Source organism: Synechococcus sp. A15-44 (assembly GCF_014280115.1).
GTDB lineage: Bacteria > Cyanobacteriota > Cyanobacteriia > PCC-6307 > Cyanobiaceae > Parasynechococcus.
This window is the reverse complement of record NZ_CP047938.1, coordinates 109416-125246: the sequence shown is the minus strand read 5'-3', so window position 1 is coordinate 125246 and position 15831 is coordinate 109416. Positions and strand designations below refer to the sequence as shown.

Annotated in this window: 15 protein-coding genes and 1 riboswitch; of the genes, 6 read left to right on the top strand and 9 right to left on the bottom strand. The window is 64.0% G+C overall.

The window, feature by feature from the left end:
- Position 1: 1 nt before the first annotated feature.
- Both glmS and psaC read right to left on the bottom strand, forming a co-directional pair.
- The gene (gene glmS / locus SynA1544_RS00640) at positions 2–1891 is read right to left on the bottom strand and encodes a glutamine--fructose-6-phosphate transaminase (isomerizing) (protein WP_186514460.1); all 1890 of its coding nucleotides are present in this window, start codon (positions 1889–1891) and stop codon (positions 2–4) included.
- A 55-nt stretch (positions 1892–1946) separates the two neighbouring features.
- Positions 1947–2192, bottom strand: a complete 246-nt coding sequence (gene psaC / locus SynA1544_RS00635) for a photosystem I iron-sulfur center protein PsaC (protein ID WP_006850103.1) — start codon at positions 2190–2192, stop codon at positions 1947–1949.
- Between the two features lie 146 nt (positions 2193–2338).
- On the opposite strand from psaC, the gene acpP reads away from it, so the two are divergent.
- The 3 genes from acpP to tkt are packed head-to-tail and all read left to right on the top strand — an operon-like array spanning position 2339 to position 5901.
- Positions 2339–2581: an acyl carrier protein gene (gene acpP / locus SynA1544_RS00630; protein ID WP_011363161.1), complete on the top strand. Its 243-nt coding sequence runs from the start codon at positions 2339–2341 to the stop codon at positions 2579–2581.
- A gap of 8 nt (positions 2582–2589) precedes the next feature.
- On the top strand, positions 2590–3837 hold the full coding sequence (gene fabF / locus SynA1544_RS00625) for a beta-ketoacyl-ACP synthase II (protein ID WP_186514459.1): 1248 nt from the start codon (positions 2590–2592) through the stop codon (positions 3835–3837).
- A 54-nt stretch (positions 3838–3891) separates the two neighbouring features.
- Positions 3892–5901 carry a transketolase gene (gene tkt / locus SynA1544_RS00620; protein ID WP_186514458.1) on the top strand — a complete coding sequence of 670 codons (2010 nt, stop codon included), beginning with the start codon at positions 3892–3894 and terminating at the stop codon, positions 5899–5901.
- A 135-nt stretch (positions 5902–6036) separates the two neighbouring features.
- Here tkt and thiC read toward each other — a convergent pair whose 3' ends face one another.
- The 6 genes from thiC to ruvB all read right to left on the bottom strand — a co-directional run bounded on the left by thiC (position 6037) and on the right by ruvB (position 11449).
- The gene (thiC, locus tag SynA1544_RS00615; RefSeq protein ID WP_115009642.1) at positions 6037–7440 is read right to left on the bottom strand and encodes a phosphomethylpyrimidine synthase ThiC; all 1404 of its coding nucleotides are present in this window, start codon (positions 7438–7440) and stop codon (positions 6037–6039) included.
- A 45-nt stretch (positions 7441–7485) separates the two neighbouring features.
- Positions 7486–7592: riboswitch (TPP riboswitch) on the bottom strand.
- Between the two features lie 31 nt (positions 7593–7623).
- Positions 7624–8238: a HEAT repeat domain-containing protein gene (locus SynA1544_RS00610; protein WP_186514457.1), complete on the bottom strand. Its 615-nt coding sequence runs from the start codon at positions 8236–8238 to the stop codon at positions 7624–7626.
- Positions 8235–8462, bottom strand: a complete 228-nt coding sequence (locus SynA1544_RS00605) for a DUF3188 domain-containing protein (protein WP_186514456.1) — start codon at positions 8460–8462, stop codon at positions 8235–8237. The genes SynA1544_RS00610 and SynA1544_RS00605 overlap by 4 nt, the downstream gene beginning before the upstream one ends.
- The gene (locus tag SynA1544_RS00600; protein ID WP_186514455.1) at positions 8459–9640 is read right to left on the bottom strand and encodes an amidohydrolase; all 1182 of its coding nucleotides are present in this window, start codon (positions 9638–9640) and stop codon (positions 8459–8461) included. Before SynA1544_RS00600 ends, SynA1544_RS00605 begins: the two co-directional genes overlap by 4 nt.
- A gap of 1 nt (position 9641) precedes the next feature.
- A complete protein-coding gene (locus tag SynA1544_RS00595) occupies positions 9642–10406 on the bottom strand; it encodes a tetratricopeptide repeat protein (protein ID WP_186514454.1) in 765 nt (254 codons plus the stop codon).
- On the bottom strand, positions 10403–11449 hold the full coding sequence (gene ruvB, locus SynA1544_RS00590) for a Holliday junction branch migration DNA helicase RuvB (protein ID WP_186514453.1): 1047 nt from the start codon (positions 11447–11449) through the stop codon (positions 10403–10405). Before ruvB ends, SynA1544_RS00595 begins: the two co-directional genes overlap by 4 nt.
- Before the next feature lie 50 nt (positions 11450–11499).
- On the opposite strand from ruvB, the gene smpB reads away from it, so the two are divergent.
- On the top strand, positions 11500–12000 hold the full coding sequence (smpB, locus tag SynA1544_RS00585) for an SsrA-binding protein SmpB (protein ID WP_115009647.1): 501 nt from the start codon (positions 11500–11502) through the stop codon (positions 11998–12000).
- Here smpB and SynA1544_RS00580 read toward each other — a convergent pair.
- Positions 11994–13628, bottom strand: a complete 1635-nt coding sequence (locus SynA1544_RS00580) for a serine/threonine protein kinase (protein WP_255477669.1) — start codon at positions 13626–13628, stop codon at positions 11994–11996. The two genes, smpB and SynA1544_RS00580, sit on opposite strands and share 7 nt — an antisense overlap.
- Before the next feature lie 80 nt (positions 13629–13708).
- On the opposite strand from SynA1544_RS00580, the gene egtB reads away from it, so the two are divergent.
- The gene (gene egtB / locus SynA1544_RS00575; RefSeq protein ID WP_186514452.1) at positions 13709–14857 is read left to right on the top strand and encodes an ergothioneine biosynthesis protein EgtB; all 1149 of its coding nucleotides are present in this window, start codon (positions 13709–13711) and stop codon (positions 14855–14857) included.
- Positions 14854–15807, top strand: a complete 954-nt coding sequence (egtD, locus tag SynA1544_RS00570) for an L-histidine N(alpha)-methyltransferase (RefSeq protein ID WP_186514451.1) — start codon at positions 14854–14856, stop codon at positions 15805–15807. Before egtB ends, egtD begins: the two co-directional genes overlap by 4 nt.
- Positions 15808–15831: the final 24 nt, after the last annotated feature.

The window sequence follows — 15831 nt, the reverse complement described above, 5'->3', positions numbered from 1 at the left end:
CTCACTCCACGGTGACGCTCTTGGCCAGGTTGCGGGGTTGATCCACATCCAGGCCGCGATGGGCGGCGATGTGATAACTCAGCAACTGCATCGGCACCACGGTGAGCAGGGGGCTGATCCACTCGCTCACCGCAGGCACCGGCAGCAGTTCATCAAACAGATCGGTATCAGGCCCATGGGGCGCCACACCGATCAACTGGGCATCGCGGGCCTTGGCTTCCTGGGCGTTGCTGAGCACCTTCTCGAACACCACGCCGGGCACGGCGATCGACACCACCGGCACCCGGGAATCGAGCAGGGCGATCGGACCGTGCTTCATCTCCCCGGCCGGGTAGCCCTCAGCGTGGATGTAGCTGATCTCCTTGAGTTTCAACGCCCCCTCCAGGGCGATCGGGTAGTTGATGCCCCGCCCCAGGAAAATCACATCCTGGGTGTCGGCAAAACGAGGAGCCAGAACCTCAGCGTGCTTGTCGTGCAGATCCAACAGCTGGCGCAACTGCTGGGGCAAACCGCGCAGTTCGTCCGACAGAGCCTTGATCTCAGCCGCAGGGCGAGCACCACGGCGAGCCGCAAAGGCCATGGCCAAGCCATAAAAGGCCAACAGCTGACCAAGGAAGGTCTTGGTGGCTGCCACGCCCACTTCGATGCCGGCTCCGATGTCGAGGATGTGGGACACCTGACGTGACAGAGAGCTCTCCGGACGGTTGGTCACCCCCAGCTGGCGGGGGGCAAAGGCTGGATCCCCATGGGCCAGACGCCGCTCTGCCTCCATCGCCAAGGCAGCGAGGGTATCGGCCGTTTCACCGGACTGGGTCACACCAATGGTGAGGGTGTGGGGAGCCAGCGGCGGCGGCGCATAGCGGAACTCACTGGCGTAGTGCACCGATGTGGGAATGCCGGCGAACTGTTCCAGCAGGTAGGCCCCCACCATCGCGGCATGGCGGCTGGTGCCGCAGGCCAGGATCTGAATCTGTTCAATCCCGGCATAAAAAGCATCGTCCATCGGCAGCGCCACCGGCTGCTCGCGCGGCAGTCCCTGGGGCAGGTGGCGCGTCACCCACAGCTCTGCGGTCTCCGGCTGCTCATGGATTTCCTTGAGCATGAAGTGACGGAACTCGCGCTTGTCCGCCACGTGGTCAACACCGCTGAGCTGGGTGGGCATGCGTTGCTGGCGCGCCCCTGCAGCGTCATAGAGCTCCACCCCCAGAGGTGAGAGCAAGGCCACCTCGCCGTCTTCCATCGGCAGGATCGTGCGGGTGAAGCCCGCCAGGGCCGGCGTGTCGCTGGCACAGAGGAATTCACCTTCCCCCAAGCCGATCAACAGCGGTGCCGCCTTACGGGCCACCACCAATGCCCCCGGCGCCTTATCCCAGATCACAGCAAGGGCATAGGCCCCCTGAAGCTGGGGCAGCACCCGCTGCAGGGCCTCCAGCAACAGCCCACCACCAGGGGGCCCGCCCCCGGCTTGCAGCTGCTGCAGTTCTGCCGCCAGCAGATGCGGAATCACCTCGGTGTCGGTCTCCGACTGGAACACCACCCCTGACGCCTCCAGCTGCTCCCGCAGGGCCCGGTGGTTCTCAATGATTCCGTTCTGCACCACCGCCACTGCTGCATCGCTGCTGCGGTGCGGGTGGGCATTGCGCTCTTCCGGCTTGCCATGGGTGGCCCAGCGGGTGTGGCCAATGCCGCATTGGCCCGGCGCTCCCTCTGCTTCAAAACAAGCGGTGAGGTTGCGCAGTTTGCCCTTGGCCCGCAGGCAGGTCAGCTGCCCCTGAGCAGCCACCGTGGCGATCCCAGCGGAGTCGTAACCGCGGTACTCCAACTGCCGGAGGCCCTCCAGAAGCTGGGGTGCCGCTTCTCGGGAACCCACCAGGGCAACGATTCCGCACATACAAAAAAAAGCCCGGCTGAAGCCGGGCTGAGCTTATGAGGTAAAAAGAGGCGAATCAGTACGCCAGACCCATGGATCGGGTGGTTTCATCGCCCAGGTAGACGCGGATGCTGAGGAAGTCGGTGGGGCAGGCGGTTTCGCAACGCTTGCAACCAACGCAGTCTTCAGTGCGCGGAGAAGAAGCAATCTGACCGGCCTTGCATCCGTCCCAGGGCACCATCTCAAGCACGTCGAGAGGGCAGGCACGCACACACTGGGTGCAGCCGATGCAGGTGTCGTAGATCTTGACGGCGTGGGACATGTGCCCGATGCATACGAAGGCTTGGAGCAAACGTACCCGTCCTTCGCCGGTCCATGGCCAGGCCGTCACCGTTGTTAACGGCACAGTTGTTGGTGAGGAGACACTGAAGGCGTGCCCGTAAGATGCAGCGTCCCGTTGCCACGGCTATGTCCCAGGAAGCGATTCTCGAAAAGGTGCGCTCGATCGTTGCGGAGCAACTGAGTGTTGACTCCGGCGAGGTGAAGCCCGAATCCAACTTCCAGAATGATCTGGGCGCTGATTCTCTGGACACCGTGGAACTCGTGATGGCCCTGGAAGAGGCCTTCGACATCGAGATTCCTGACGAAGCAGCTGAAGGCATCACCACCGTTGGTGACGCCGTCAAATACATCGAAGACAAGCAGGCCTGAGCAACGCAATGGTGGATGGTCTCCATCGCGTCGTCATCACCGGCCTCGGCGCGGTCACACCGATCGGCAACACGGTTCAGGACTACTGGAACGGCCTCACCTCCGGCAGCAACGGAGTGGAGGCCATCACCCTGTTCGATGCATCCGAACACGCCTGTCGTTTTGCGGCAGAGGTGAAGGATTTCGATCCGTCCGGCTTCATCGAACCGAAGGAAGCCAAGCGCTGGGATCGGTTCTGCAAGTTCGGCGTTGTGGCCGCCAAACAGGCGGTCGCCCACTCCGGCCTCGACATCAACGACGCGAATGCGGATCGGATCGGCACGATCATCGGCTCCGGCGTCGGTGGCCTGCTGACGATGGAGACGCAGGCCCACGTATTGGAGGGCAAAGGGCCAGGACGGGTCAGCCCGTTCACGGTGCCGATGATGATTCCCAACATGGCCACTGGCCTGGCCGCCATTGCCTTAGGCACCAAGGGCCCCAGCTCCGCTGTGGCTACCGCCTGTGCTGCCGGCTCCAATGCCGTTGGCGATGCCTTCCGGCTGCTGCAGCTGGGCAAGGCCGATGCGATGGTATGCGGTGGCGCCGAATCGGCAATCACCCCCCTTGGAGTGGCCGGCTTCGCCAGCGCCAAGGCCCTGTCCTTCCGCAATGACGATCCGGCAACAGCCAGCCGTCCGTTCGATAAGGAGCGCGATGGCTTCGTGATCGGCGAGGGTGCCGGCGTGCTGGTGCTCGAGACCCTCGAGCACGCCCAGGCCCGTGGCGCCTCGATCCTCGCTGAAGTGGTGGGTTACGGCATGACCTGCGACGCACACCACATCACCTCCCCCACGCCGGGCGGCGTCGGTGGTGCCGAGGCGATGCGCCTTGCCCTGGCCGATGGCGGCATTGATCCATCTGAGATCGACTACGTCAACGCCCATGGCACCAGCACACCGGCAAACGACAAGAACGAAACCTCGGCGATTAAAAGCGCCCTGGGTGAGCGAGCCTTGCAGATTCCGGTGAGCTCCACCAAATCGATGACCGGTCACCTGCTGGGTGGCTCCGGTGGCATCGAAGCCGTGGCCTGCGTGCTGGCGCTGCAACACGGCGTCGTGCCCCCCACGATCAACCACACCACGCCAGACCCCGACTGTGATCTGGATGTCGTGCCGAATGAGGCACGGGATCAGACACTGGGAACCGTCTTATCCAACTCGTTTGGCTTCGGCGGCCACAACGTCTGTCTGGCTTTCAAACGCGCCAGCTGAGCCTTCGCGCTCACGCCGTGCGTCAAAATCGCTTCAACTTTTCCTCTTAACACCATGGTCGCTGCGCCCGCGTCACTCGACACGCTCTGCATCAACAGCATTCGAATGCTGGCTGTCGACGCCATCAACAAGTCCAACAGCGGCCACCCCGGCCTGCCGATGGGCTGCGCACCCATGGGTTATGCCCTCTGGGACAAGTTCCTCAAGCACAACCCCAAGAACCCCAAGTGGTTCAACCGCGACCGCTTCGTGCTGTCCGCCGGTCACGGCTGCATGCTGCTCTACGCGCTGCTGCACCTCACCGGATACGACTCGGTCTCCATCGAGGACATCAAGCAATTCCGCCAGTGGGGCTCCAAGACTCCGGGCCACCCAGAAACCTTTGAGACCCCTGGTGTTGAAGTGACCACCGGCCCCCTGGGTGCTGGCATCTCCAACGCTGTGGGCTTGGCCATCGCTGAATCCCACTTGGCGGCCAAGTTCAACAAGGCCGACGCCACCGTTGTGGATCACTACACCTACGTGATCATGGGCGACGGCTGCAATCAGGAGGGTGTGTCCTCTGAAGCTGCATCCCTAGCCGGTCACCTGAAGCTGGGCAAGCTGATCGCCCTGTACGACGACAACAGCATCACCATCGATGGGCGCACCGATGTGTCCTTCACCGAGGACGTGCTGAAGCGCTACGAGGCCTACGGCTGGCACGTGCAGCACGTGGCCGAGGGCAACACTGACGTGGATGCCATCGCCAAGGCGATTGAGGCTGCCAAGGCTGTGACCGACAAGCCGTCGATCATCAAGGTGACCACCACCATCGGCTACGGCTCTCCCAACAAGGCTGATACCGCCGGTGTTCACGGTGCTGCCCTGGGTGAAGAGGAGGCCGCTCTGACCCGTCAGCAGCTGGGTTGGGACTACGCCCCCTTCGAAATCCCCCAGGACGCCTACGACCAGTTCCGCCAAGCCATCGACCGCGGCGCGAGCCTCGAGGCCGAGTGGAACCAGACCCTGGCCACCTACCGCACCAAGTACCCCAGCGAAGCCGCCGAGTTCGAGCGGATGCTGCGCGGCGAGCTGCCCGAGGGTTGGGACAAGGACCTGCCCACCTACACCCCCGAAGACGGTGGTCTGGCTACCCGCAAGCACTCCCAGATCTGCCTGGGTGCTCTGGGCCCCAACCTGCCCGAACTGATCGGCGGCTCCGCCGACCTCACCCACTCCAACTACACGGACATCAAGGGTGAAACCGGCTCCTATCAAGCCAGCAGCCCTGAGAAGCGCTACCTGCACTTCGGTGTGCGCGAGCACGCCATGGCCGCCATCCTCAACGGCATTGCTTATCACAACAGTGGCCTGATCCCCTACGGCGGCACCTTCCTAGTCTTCGCCGACTACATGCGCGGTTCAATGCGCCTGTCGGCCCTGAGCGAGCTGGGCGTGATCTACGTGCTCACCCACGACTCCATCGGTGTCGGCGAAGACGGCCCAACCCACCAGCCGATCGAAACCATCCCCTCCCTGCGGGCGATGCCGAACATGCTGGTGTTCCGCCCTGGCGACGGCAATGAGACCAGCGGTGCCTACAAGGTGGCGATCCAGAACCGCAAGCGCCCCAGCTCCCTTTGCCTCAGCCGCCAAGGCATGGCCAACCAGGCGAACTCCTCGATCGACAAGGTGGCCCTGGGTGGTTACGTGCTGGAAGACTGCGCTGGAACTCCCGAGCTGATCCTGATCGGCACCGGCACCGAACTGGACCTCTGCGTCCAGGCCGCCAAACAGCTCACTGCTGAAGGCAAGAAGGTGCGCGTGGTCTCCATGCCCTGCGTCGAGCTGTTCGACGAGCAGACCGACTCCTACAAGGAAGAGGTGCTCCCCAACGCCGTGCGCAAGCGCATGGTTGTGGAAGCCGCTGAATCCTTCGGCTGGCACCGTTTCATCGGCCTGGATGGCGACAGCGTCACCATGAACCGCTTCGGCGCTTCCGCCCCCGGCGGCACCTGCCTCAAGGAATTCGGCTTCACGGTGGAGAACGTGGTGGCCAAAGCCAATGCTCTGCTCGGCTGATCGCCAGGACACTTCAACAACAAGGCCTCCTGCTTCGGCAGGGGGTCTTTTTTTATGCCAAAGGCCAGTGGCCAAACACAAAAAAGCCCGACGTCCTAAGGGACGCCGGGCCAAGATCTGATTGCAAGCAGGCAATCAGTCGGCTTTGTCGAGTTTGACAGGCGTCAGCTCTGCAGCGCCAGTGTTGGCTTCGAGCACCTTTTCAAGACCTTCGAGATCTTCATCAGTGATCTTGGTCTGCATCGGGCAGTGCTTCGGTCCGCACATGGAGCAGAACTCAGCCTGCTTGTAGATGTCAGCCGGCAGGGTTTCGTCGTGATACTCCTTGGCCCGCTCAGGATCCAAGGACAGCTCAAACTGCTTGTTCCAGTCGAAGTTGTAGCGGGCGCGGCTGAGCTCGTCGTCACGGTCACGAGCGCCGGGGCGGTGGCGGGCGATGTCTGCCGCATGGGCAGCGATCTTGTAAGCGATCAGGCCTTCGCGCACATCCTCAGCATTGGGCAGACCGAGGTGCTCCTTCGGCGTCACATAACAGAGCATCGCCGTGCCATGCCAACCGGCCATGGCCGCACCGATGGCCGAGGTGATGTGGTCGTAGCCGGGAGCAATATCGGTGACCAGGGGGCCGAGCACATAGAAGGGTGCTTCACTGCACTCCTCCATCTGCTTCTTCACGTTGAACTCGATCTGATCGAGGGGGACGTGGCCGGGACCCTCCACCATCACCTGCACGTCATGCTTCCAGGCGCGACGGGTCAATTCACCGAGGGTGTGCAACTCGGCCAATTGAGCGGCATCCGAAGCATCGTGCTGGCAACCGGGACGCAGCGAGTCTCCGAGGGAGAAGGTGCAGTCGTAGCGCTTGAAGATCTCGCAGATGTCGTCAAACCGCGTGTAAAGCGGGTTCTGACGGTGGTGATACAGCATCCATTGAGCCAGGATGCCGCCGCCGCGGCTGACGATGCCGGTGATACGGCCCTTCACCTTGGGAAGGTGCTCAATTAGCAGGCCAGCGTGGATGGTCTGGTAGTCGACGCCCTGCTGACAGTGCTTCTCGATGATGTGGAGGAAGTCGTCCTCATCGAGCTTCTCGATCGATCCGTGGACGCTCTCAAGAGCCTGATAAACAGGCACGGTGCCGATCGGAACGGGGGATGCACCGATGATCGCGGTGCGCACCTCATCGAGGTTGACGCCGCCGGTGGAGAGATCCATCACGGTGTCGGCGCCATATTTCACCGCCAGCTTCAGCTTCTTCACCTCCTCAGCGGCATCAGACGCATTCGGAGAGGCGCCGATGTTGGCGTTCACCTTGCACTTGCTGGCGATGCCGATCGCCATCGGCTCCAGATTGGTGTGGTTGATGTTGGCCGGGATGATCATTCGCCCCCGGGCCACCTCTTCCATCACCAGCGATTCGGGCAGGTTCTCCCGCTTCGCCACATGGGCCATTTCTTCGGTGACCACGCCCTGGCGGGCGTAATGCATCTGAGAGACGTTGGCCTGACCCTTGCGGGACTCAACCCAGGAAGCGCGCATGATCTGAGGTGCGACGGACAGCCCAGGGGTCGACGTTTGGCCGTGGATCACGCTCAAGCACTTCCCTGCGCCGGCATGACCCGGAATCAGGTTCGGAGGGTGTGATCTCAGCCTGGGTTCATGGTGAAACCCAGACACCCCTAGTGATGTTCAAAAGCTAGCAAGCGTTGGTCAAAGGCCCGTTCAACTGGCTTGCAAACCATTGAGCACGGCAGCCACCACCCGGTGATCGCTGTCCTGCTGCAGGGATTGCAACAAGCCTCTGGCCTGCACCCCGATGGGATCGGTACCCCCCTCCCGAACAATCCGACTGAGAATTTCAGCCCCACTCACCCGCACGGTGCCATCGGCATCGGCAATCGCCATGGTTGCCAACTCCAGCAACCAAGCCATATCAATGTCGGGTTGTTCCGCCAAGGCGGAGAGAATGCTGCAGCGAACCAGCCAGGCGACATCGGCTTCAAAGGCCGAACGCAGCAAAGGCCAGGCCCGCTCCACTCCGTAGCTGGCCAGAGCATTGGCTGCCTCGGCCCGCACATTGGGGTCTTCATCGGCAGTGATCAACGCACTCAGCACAGTCCAGCCCTGTTCGGTGCGCTTGTAGCCCAATCCACTGCAGCTCAAAGAACGCACCAGAAAGGGCTTCTGCTCCGTGCCCAGCACCAGCAACGGCACAGCCTCAGCATCCGAGCAATGGCGGAGCTTTGTGATCGCCGGCATCGCCTGAACCGGATCCCCACTGGCAATGGCCTGGCGGACCTGCTCGAGATCAGGGCGTTGCGGATCGGTTTCGTTCATGGGTTGCTGCCAGGGGTGCGCGCCCGTTGAAGATCGGCCAACAGCCTGGCGCGGCGGCGCTGCCGACCGAGAGCGCTGCTGATGATCAGACCCGAACCCACCAATATCGCGGGCCACACCTGCACCCGGTCCTTGCCTTGGCGCTGGTTGGTAGCCAGCAACGCGAGCAGGATCAGCAACGGAGCCCCGAGGGAAACCCAAATCACCGCACGACGTTGGTTCATGCCGAGGTGTTCTCCGTGATCCACGCCAGCACGGTGGCCGTGAGAACCGCAATGCCAACACCGAGGGCGTCTTCCTCCAGTGCGAACGCTCCGTTGTGCAGCGGCGCACACCCCTCGGGCCCGGCCACGCCCAGCCGCACCATCATTCCCGGCACATCCCGGAGCAGCTCAGCAAAGTCTTCCGCCCCCAGGGAGGGCTGCTCCACAGGCAGCACCTTGTCGCGCCCCAGACACTCCACCGCACAGCGTTCGAGCAAAGTCGTGAGCTGCGGATCGTTGTGCACCGGTGGCGCGATGCAGCGGTAATTCACCACTGCCGTACCCCCTCCACTGGCACAAATCCCCTGCACAGTCTCATCGATCCAGGCCGGCAGCTGGGCGTGCTGCTGCAGATCCAAGCAGCGCACCGTACCCAGCAAGCGCACCTGATCGGCAATCACGTTGAAGGCGCGACCGCCCTCCACCTTGCCGAAACTGATCACCACCGGCTGCAACGCATCCAAGCGGCGGGCGATGGTCTGCTGAAGCTCTGTGATCACCCGAGCCGCCAGCCAAACAGCATCCACCGACTGATGGGGACGGGCGCCATGGCCGCCCTCACCCTGCACCCGGATCTCCAGCTCACCGGCCGCCGCCGTGAGACAACCCCGCCGGATCCCCACCGTGCCCACCGGCAGGTTCGGCACCACATGCACTCCATACAACGCATCAAGGCCCTCCACCGCCCCCGCGTCCCGCATCCACACCGCCCCCTGGGCCAACTCTTCGGCGGGTTGAAACAGCAGCCGCACTCGAGCCCCTAAGCGGGGCTCCTGAGCCAGCAAGCGCGCGACACCAAGGCCCGTGCAGGTGTGTAGGTCGTGGCCACAGGCATGCATCAGACCCTGGCGGGTGGAGGCATAGCTCAGCCCGGTGCGCTCCTCCACCGGAAGCGCATCCATGTCCACCCGCAAACCCACCGTGGGGCCGTGATCAGGCCCCAACTCAGCCACCACACCCGTGCGGCCAACTCCCTCACGAACCCGCCAACCCAGCTGACGCAGTTCACCGGCGACCAGAGCAGCCGTCTGATGTTCCTCACCGCTGAGCTCAGGGTGGGCATGCAGATGCCGGCGCAGCTGCAGCAGCTCAGGCAGCTCCCGGCTGAGTCGATCGGACAGGGACGTCGCTTGGGTCATCTCAGGACGCCTCCAAGGCCAGGAACGCCATCAGATCCGCCGTCGGCTGCGGTGGCCAGCGGCGCACCTGCTCCAGCCAATCGGCCTGGCGGTAACGCTGATCCAGGCCGGCCGCCGCGGCCCAGTGGCTTTCGGCTTCACCACTGGATCCTTCGCGCCAGAGCAGGCCGCTGAGGGCCGCCCGAGCGTCGGCGAACAAGGGATAGCGACGGATCAGTTTGCGCAATTCCGCCTCCGCCCAATCGAGATCTCCTGCTTGCCAGGCCGCCAGCGCCTCACTGGAGCGGGCCATGGCGAAGCCGGGGCGGGCAAGAGCAGCCTGGCCATAAAGCTCTCGCGCCAAAGGCCAGTCCCCTTGCGAGCCACGCACATTGGCCAGGTTGTAGAGGGCTGAGGCATCCTGCGGATCGCGCTCCAGAATCCAGAGATAGTCGTCCGCTGCCGCGGACCAGTCCTGAAGCGCTTCCTCCGCCGTGCCCCGGTTCAGATGCGGGTCGCTTTCCTCCGGCGCCAGCACAATCGAGGCGCTCTGATCGTCGATGGCCCCGGACGCATCCCCGAGGGCCAGACGCACATTGCCGCGGTTGCTCAGCGCTGCTGCATCCTCTGGAGCCTGCTCCAGAAAGCGGTCCCAAAGGGGCAACGCCTCCACAAAATCCCCCTGACGGCTTGCCGTCAGCGCCTGCTCATAAAGCCCCTGCAGATCGAGGGCCTGCACTGGCAGGGCCAGCACCAAACTCATCAACAGGACGAGAAACCGGTTCATGCCGCCTCAGCCAGATGACTGCGGGCCGCATCCGTGACCATGCGGCCGCGGGGGGTGCGCATCAGCAACCCCTGTTGCAACAAAAACGGCTCTACCACGGTCTCCAGGGTGACGGGATCGTCGCCAAGGGCCGCCGCCAGAGTCTCCAGGCCCACCGGGCCACCACCATGGTGGTCGATCAGCAGCTGCAGCAAACGCCGATCGCTGGCATCGAGGCCCCGATGATCCACGCGGTGCAGGCTCAGAGCCTCTCCGACAAGGGCCTGATCAATTGCTCCACTGCTCCCGCCACGCACGCTGGCCACATCTCGCACCCGGCGCAGCAGGCGGTTGGCAATCCTGGGCGTACCGCGGCAAGAGGCGGCAATGCTGCGGCGGGCCTGCGGTGTGAGGGTGACCCCGATCAGCCCGGCGGTGCGCTCGACGATCGCTTCCAGGTCGTCCTGGCCGTAAAACTCCAACCGCTGGATCAGGCCGAACCGGTCCCGCAGCGGGGAGCTCAGCGATCCGGCGCGGGTGGTGGCCCCCACAAGGGTGAAAGGCGGCAAGTCGAGGGAACGGGTTCGTGCTGTGCTGCCCTTGCCGACGGTGAGATCGAGGCGACGGTCTTCCATCGCCGGATAAAGCAGCTCCTCCGCCACCCGGCTCAGGCGATGAATCTCGTCAATGAACAGCAGATCACGGGGCTGCAGGTTGACCAACAACCCAACGATGTCGCGCGGGCGTTCCAAGGCCGGTGCACTGGTGACCTTGCACTGCACCCCCATTTCTTCGGCCAACACCATGGCCATGGTGGTTTTGCCCAAACCCGGCGGGCCATAGAGCAACACATGATCGAGGGCATCGCCGCGGCCAAGCGCCGCCTCCACCGCAATGCCCAGCACCTGCTTGAGCTCGCTCTGGCCGATGTAGTCGTTCAGGCGCTGGGGCCGAAGCTTGTCTTCCGGCCGACTCACCACCTCTTCAGGTACCGGCTGGGGGTCCACCAGCGCTTCAGGGCGGCGTGGTGGCTTGCGACCGGAGCTGGAGGAGACAATCGCCATGCGGGCAGGGTACCCAGACCTGGATAGGGTCGGAAGACGCAGCCGCAGCCATGGCCAAGGGAGGAGCGAAAAAAGCAGCCGCAGCCGCGGCACGGGCCGCCGCCAATCGGATGCTGGCGGACAACCGGCAGGCACGGCACCAGTACGAGATCCTCGAAACCCTCGAAACCGGTATCGAGCTGGTGGGCACCGAGGTGAAGTCGATCCGTAACGGCAAGGCCAACCTGCGCGATGGCTTCTGCCTGATCCGCAATGGAGAGCTGCAATTGCACAACGTGCACATCTCACCCCACACCCACGCCGGCAGTTACTTCAACCACGACCCACTGCGCACCCGAAAACTGCTGGCCCATCGCCGTGAGATCGACAAGCTTCGCGGTTTGGTGGATCAGAAAGGCCTGACGCTGATCCCCCTCAACATTCACCTCAAGGGGTCCTGGATCAAGCTCACCATCGGGCTGGGCAAAGGGCGCAAATTGCATGACAAGCGCGCCGCCGAAAAGGAAAAGCAATCCAAGAAGGACGTGAAAGCAGCGATGGAGCGCTACTGATCGAGCGGGTCCGCCCGACAAGACAGGGTGAACAGACTCGAAGAGACCCCTTCGTTGGTGACCAACACCTGCAGCGGCGAGCCCGCTTCAGGTGCAATCCGAGTCACCCGCAGGGGACCACGCTCCGCCTCCACCTGCCCATTGACGCCGAAAACCATCATCTGCATCAGCGGTGTGCCGTTGATGCCCAGGGCCACGGCATCACCTGCTGGAGCCTCCACCAGCACCAAACGCGCGCCACCGGCAGGGATGGGCAACGACGTGATGGAGGGTTCAAGCGGGCGCGCTTTGAGCCGCACGATTTCAACGTCATCAAGGCTCTGAATCGCCGCTGCAATCCAGAGCTGAAGAAAGGGGTCGGCGGGTTTCCGGCCACGCATGGTGACCGGCAGCAGATCCTTGGCTCCAGCACTCACCAGATGCTCCACGACCCGCGGATGAACGCCCTGTTTCAACAGCGCCTCACGCGGCTGCTGCCAGTCCCCTGCCCCCAAACGCCCCAACTGGGCCCGAATCACCGGCGGCAGCAAGGCAATCCGAGCCAGCCATTGCTCGGCCAGCTCGGTCCAGACCCTGCGTAACGGCGCATCCTGCTGCGGCTCCGTGCTGAGCTGGCTGGCATCCACAAGTTCGACAAACCAGCCGCGATCCACTTGAAGCGCCCGCAGCCGGCTGAGCAATTGCTGGCGTTGATCCAGCTCCGCCGACGGCAGGCTGACGACGGGCGCCGAAGCCCACCCTTCGCTGCTGGCACGAGGGGGATCAACAACAAGGGAACTACGGGACAACAGGACCCATCCAATCGCGGAACCCACCAACGCCAAGACACCCAGAGCAATCACCACGGGCCAGAGGCGACCCTCCGCTCCCTGCTCACGAGCCAAGGCCCGGCTGGTTCGCGCCGTCACGCCTGAGTCGGGTTCAGAAGCAGGCAAGACCACCGAGTCCAGGGCCTGCAGCACCTCAGCGGCCTCATCGAAACGGTGCTCTGGCTTCTCCGAGCACAACCTCTCCAGAACCTGGTGAAATCTCGCCTCCAGCTCCAGGCCCTTGGGCCAGCATCCGTCATCGCCTGCGGTCCCGCCGAGCAAGACAAGAGCCGTGACCCCAAGATCATGGAGATCGCGCCAGGGGGCACCTGTCGGGGTCGTGCCAGCCCGCTGAACCCCGCCACCCTCCAGTAACACCGGCAGGCCATCGCTGCTTCGGCGCAGCAGATGGCGGACATTCAGATCACCGTGCACCAGCCCGCGACCATGCCACACCGCAAGCACCGGCAGCACCTGGCGCAGCAACAGCAGAACCTCATCCGCACTGAACCGCCTTTGACGCAGCAGCAGGTCGTAGGCGATGCCGTCCTGCCAATCACGCACAAGCCATAACGCCCCATCCAGTTCCAGCAGCTCGCCGCAGCGGGGCGACTGGGAATGCGACAGCATCTGCATCTGTTGCCACACTCCCTGCAACCGCTCCTGGGATTCCGGGGTCTCCAGTTGGCGAATGGCCACCGGCAGATCGCCCGCCATCACATCCACCGCACGCCAAAGGGAACCACGCAGCGGATCGGGTCCACTCAGCCGTTCCTCCAGGCGATATCGCTCTACCAGCACCGTGCCGGAACCGCTCAAGGGATTCAGCCACATCGATGGGCTGATGGTACCGATGGTTCGCTGCACCCCCTAGGGTCCGCGCAGGTTGGCTCGGGCCCGTGCTGCTGGACACTCTGCTGGCGGTGCGGCGCCGCAGCGAAGCACTGATCGCACCTCTGGAACCGGAAGACCTGATGCTCCAGGGGATGGCCGATGCCAGTCCACCCAAATGGCATCTGGGCCACACCAACTGGTTCTTCGACACCTTCGTACTGCAGCCCCATTCAGCTGGACATCAGGCCTGCGACCCGCTCTGGAGTTATCAGTTCAACTCCTATTACGACGCCATCGGAGCGCGTCACCCCCGGCCGCAACGGGGCCTGCTCAGCCGCCCGGCCATCGGCGCGGTGCTGACCTGGCGCCAACGAGTGGATGCCGGTCTGGAAGCACTGCTGCAGGACCCGCCCGAAGGGGTTGATGCCTTAGTGCAGCTCGGCCTGCAGCACGAGCAACAGCACCAAGAACTGCTGCTGATGGACCTCTTGGATGGCTTCAACCGCCAGCCATTAGAACCCGTCTACAACCATGAAGTTGAGCTGACCCTGACCCTGGAGGAGGAACAGTGGCTGGCCTGCCCTGGCGGGTTGACGGAGATCGGCCACCAGGGCGAGCGGTTCCACTTCGACAACGAGACGCCGCGGCACCGGGTGTGGCTGGAGCCGTTTGAACTGAGCAGCAGCCTGGTGAGCAACGCTGGCTACGCCGGCTTCATCGCCGATGGGGGCTATCAACGCCCCGAGCTGTGGATGAGTGAAGGCTGGGCCTTAGTGCAACAGCACCAGTGGCAGGCGCCGCGCTACTGGCGGGAGAACAACCACGAATTCACCCTGGCGGGCCGCCGCCGCCGCGACCCCCAGGCACCGGTGCGTCATCTGAGCTGGTTCGAAGCAGATGCCTATGCCCGCTGGAGCGGTGCCCGGCTTCCCACCGAAGCGGAATGGGAACACGCCCTTGGCCTGCATGGCGCTGCCATGCAGCACGCCCACCGGGTGCTGTGGCAGTGGACCGCCAGTGCCTACAGCGCCTATCCCGGCTTTCGCCCGGTGGAGGGGGCCATCGGCGAATACAACGGCAAATTCATGAGCTCCCAGATGGTGCTGCGCGGCAGCAGCTGGCTCACGCCCCCAGGCCACGAGCGCAACAGCTACCGTAATTTTTACCCACCAGCGAGCCGCTGGATGGCGGCCGGCATCCGTCTGGCCCGATGAGCATCAGCCTGGTCAACCTCCACCCGCCCCCGGCGGATCTGCAGCGCCTAGTTCGGGATGGCTTGCAGCGCAGCCCTCGCCAACTGCCGGCCTGGATGCTCTACGACGCCGCGGGATCACGGCTCTTCGCCGAGATCTGCCGGCAGCCTGAATACACCCTCACTCAACGGGAAATCGCCCTATTGGAAGACAACGCAGCCGCCATCGCCGCCGCCACGGGGCCAGGACTGGTGGTGGAATTCGGCATCGGCAACGCCCGCAAGGTGGATCCGCTGCTCACAGCTCTGGGCAGCAAAGTCTTCGCCGCCTTGGACATCAGCCTCAGCGCCCTGAAGGAGGCCCTCTCCGGCCTCTCGGCCCGGCACCCCAACACCACCATGGTGGGCATCTGCTGTGACCACACCCGCCTGGAGCAGCTGCCGCAGCATCCCGCCCTGGACGGCCAACGACGCATCGGCTTCTTTCCTGGCAGCTCCTTGGGCAACTTCACCCCAGAGGAGGCTGTTGACTTTCTGCACAATGCCCGGCAGCTGCTGGCTGGAGGGCCTCTGCTGCTGGGGCTGGATCAGCCCCGCGAGCCGGCCCTGATGGAGGCCGCCTACGACGATGCCGCCGGCGTATCCGCCGCCTTCGCCCGCAACCTGCTGCAGCGGCTCAACCGCGACCTCCAGGGGGATGCCGATCCGACGCAATTCCGCTACCGGGCCCACTGGCAGGCGACGCAGCAGCGCATCGAAATGGCGCTGGTGAGCACGCAGGATCAGACCGTGCACCTGGGCGGTGAGGCCTGGTTCTTTCGCCAGGGCGACGCCTGGATCACCGAGCACAGCGTCAAATACTCCCCGGACGCTGCAGCCGCCCTCGCGGCCCAGGCCGGCTGGCGGATCCAACGCCGTTGGACCGATCCACACCAGCAGATCGCTCTGCATCTGCTTTTGCCGGCAAACTGAGTCCACAGACTTATCCAACAGACA

What these genes read in the sequence shown, in the direction of transcription:
- glmS (WP_186514460.1), bottom strand. Translation starts at nt 1,891, where the DNA reads ATGTGCGGAATCGTTGCCCTGGTGGGTTCCCGAGAAGCGGCACCCCAG.
- psaC (WP_006850103.1), bottom strand. Translation starts at nt 2,192, where the DNA reads ATGTCCCACGCCGTCAAGATCTACGACACCTGCATCGGCTGCACCCAG.
- acpP (WP_011363161.1), top strand. Translation starts at nt 2,339, where the DNA reads ATGTCCCAGGAAGCGATTCTCGAAAAGGTGCGCTCGATCGTTGCGGAG.
- fabF (WP_186514459.1), top strand. Translation starts at nt 2,590, where the DNA reads ATGGTGGATGGTCTCCATCGCGTCGTCATCACCGGCCTCGGCGCGGTC.
- tkt (WP_186514458.1), top strand. Translation starts at nt 3,892, where the DNA reads ATGGTCGCTGCGCCCGCGTCACTCGACACGCTCTGCATCAACAGCATT.
- thiC (WP_115009642.1), bottom strand. Translation starts at nt 7,440, where the DNA reads ATGCGCGCTTCCTGGGTTGAGTCCCGCAAGGGTCAGGCCAACGTCTCT.
- SynA1544_RS00610 (WP_186514457.1), bottom strand. Translation starts at nt 8,238, where the DNA reads ATGAACGAAACCGATCCGCAACGCCCTGATCTCGAGCAGGTCCGCCAG.
- SynA1544_RS00605 (WP_186514456.1), bottom strand. Translation starts at nt 8,462, where the DNA reads ATGAACCAACGTCGTGCGGTGATTTGGGTTTCCCTCGGGGCTCCGTTG.
- SynA1544_RS00600 (WP_186514455.1), bottom strand. Translation starts at nt 9,640, where the DNA reads ATGACCCAAGCGACGTCCCTGTCCGATCGACTCAGCCGGGAGCTGCCT.
- SynA1544_RS00595 (WP_186514454.1), bottom strand. Translation starts at nt 10,406, where the DNA reads ATGAACCGGTTTCTCGTCCTGTTGATGAGTTTGGTGCTGGCCCTGCCA.
- ruvB (WP_186514453.1), bottom strand. Translation starts at nt 11,449, where the DNA reads ATGGCGATTGTCTCCTCCAGCTCCGGTCGCAAGCCACCACGCCGCCCT.
- smpB (WP_115009647.1), top strand. Translation starts at nt 11,500, where the DNA reads ATGGCCAAGGGAGGAGCGAAAAAAGCAGCCGCAGCCGCGGCACGGGCC.
- egtD (WP_186514451.1), top strand. Translation starts at nt 14,854, where the DNA reads ATGAGCATCAGCCTGGTCAACCTCCACCCGCCCCCGGCGGATCTGCAG.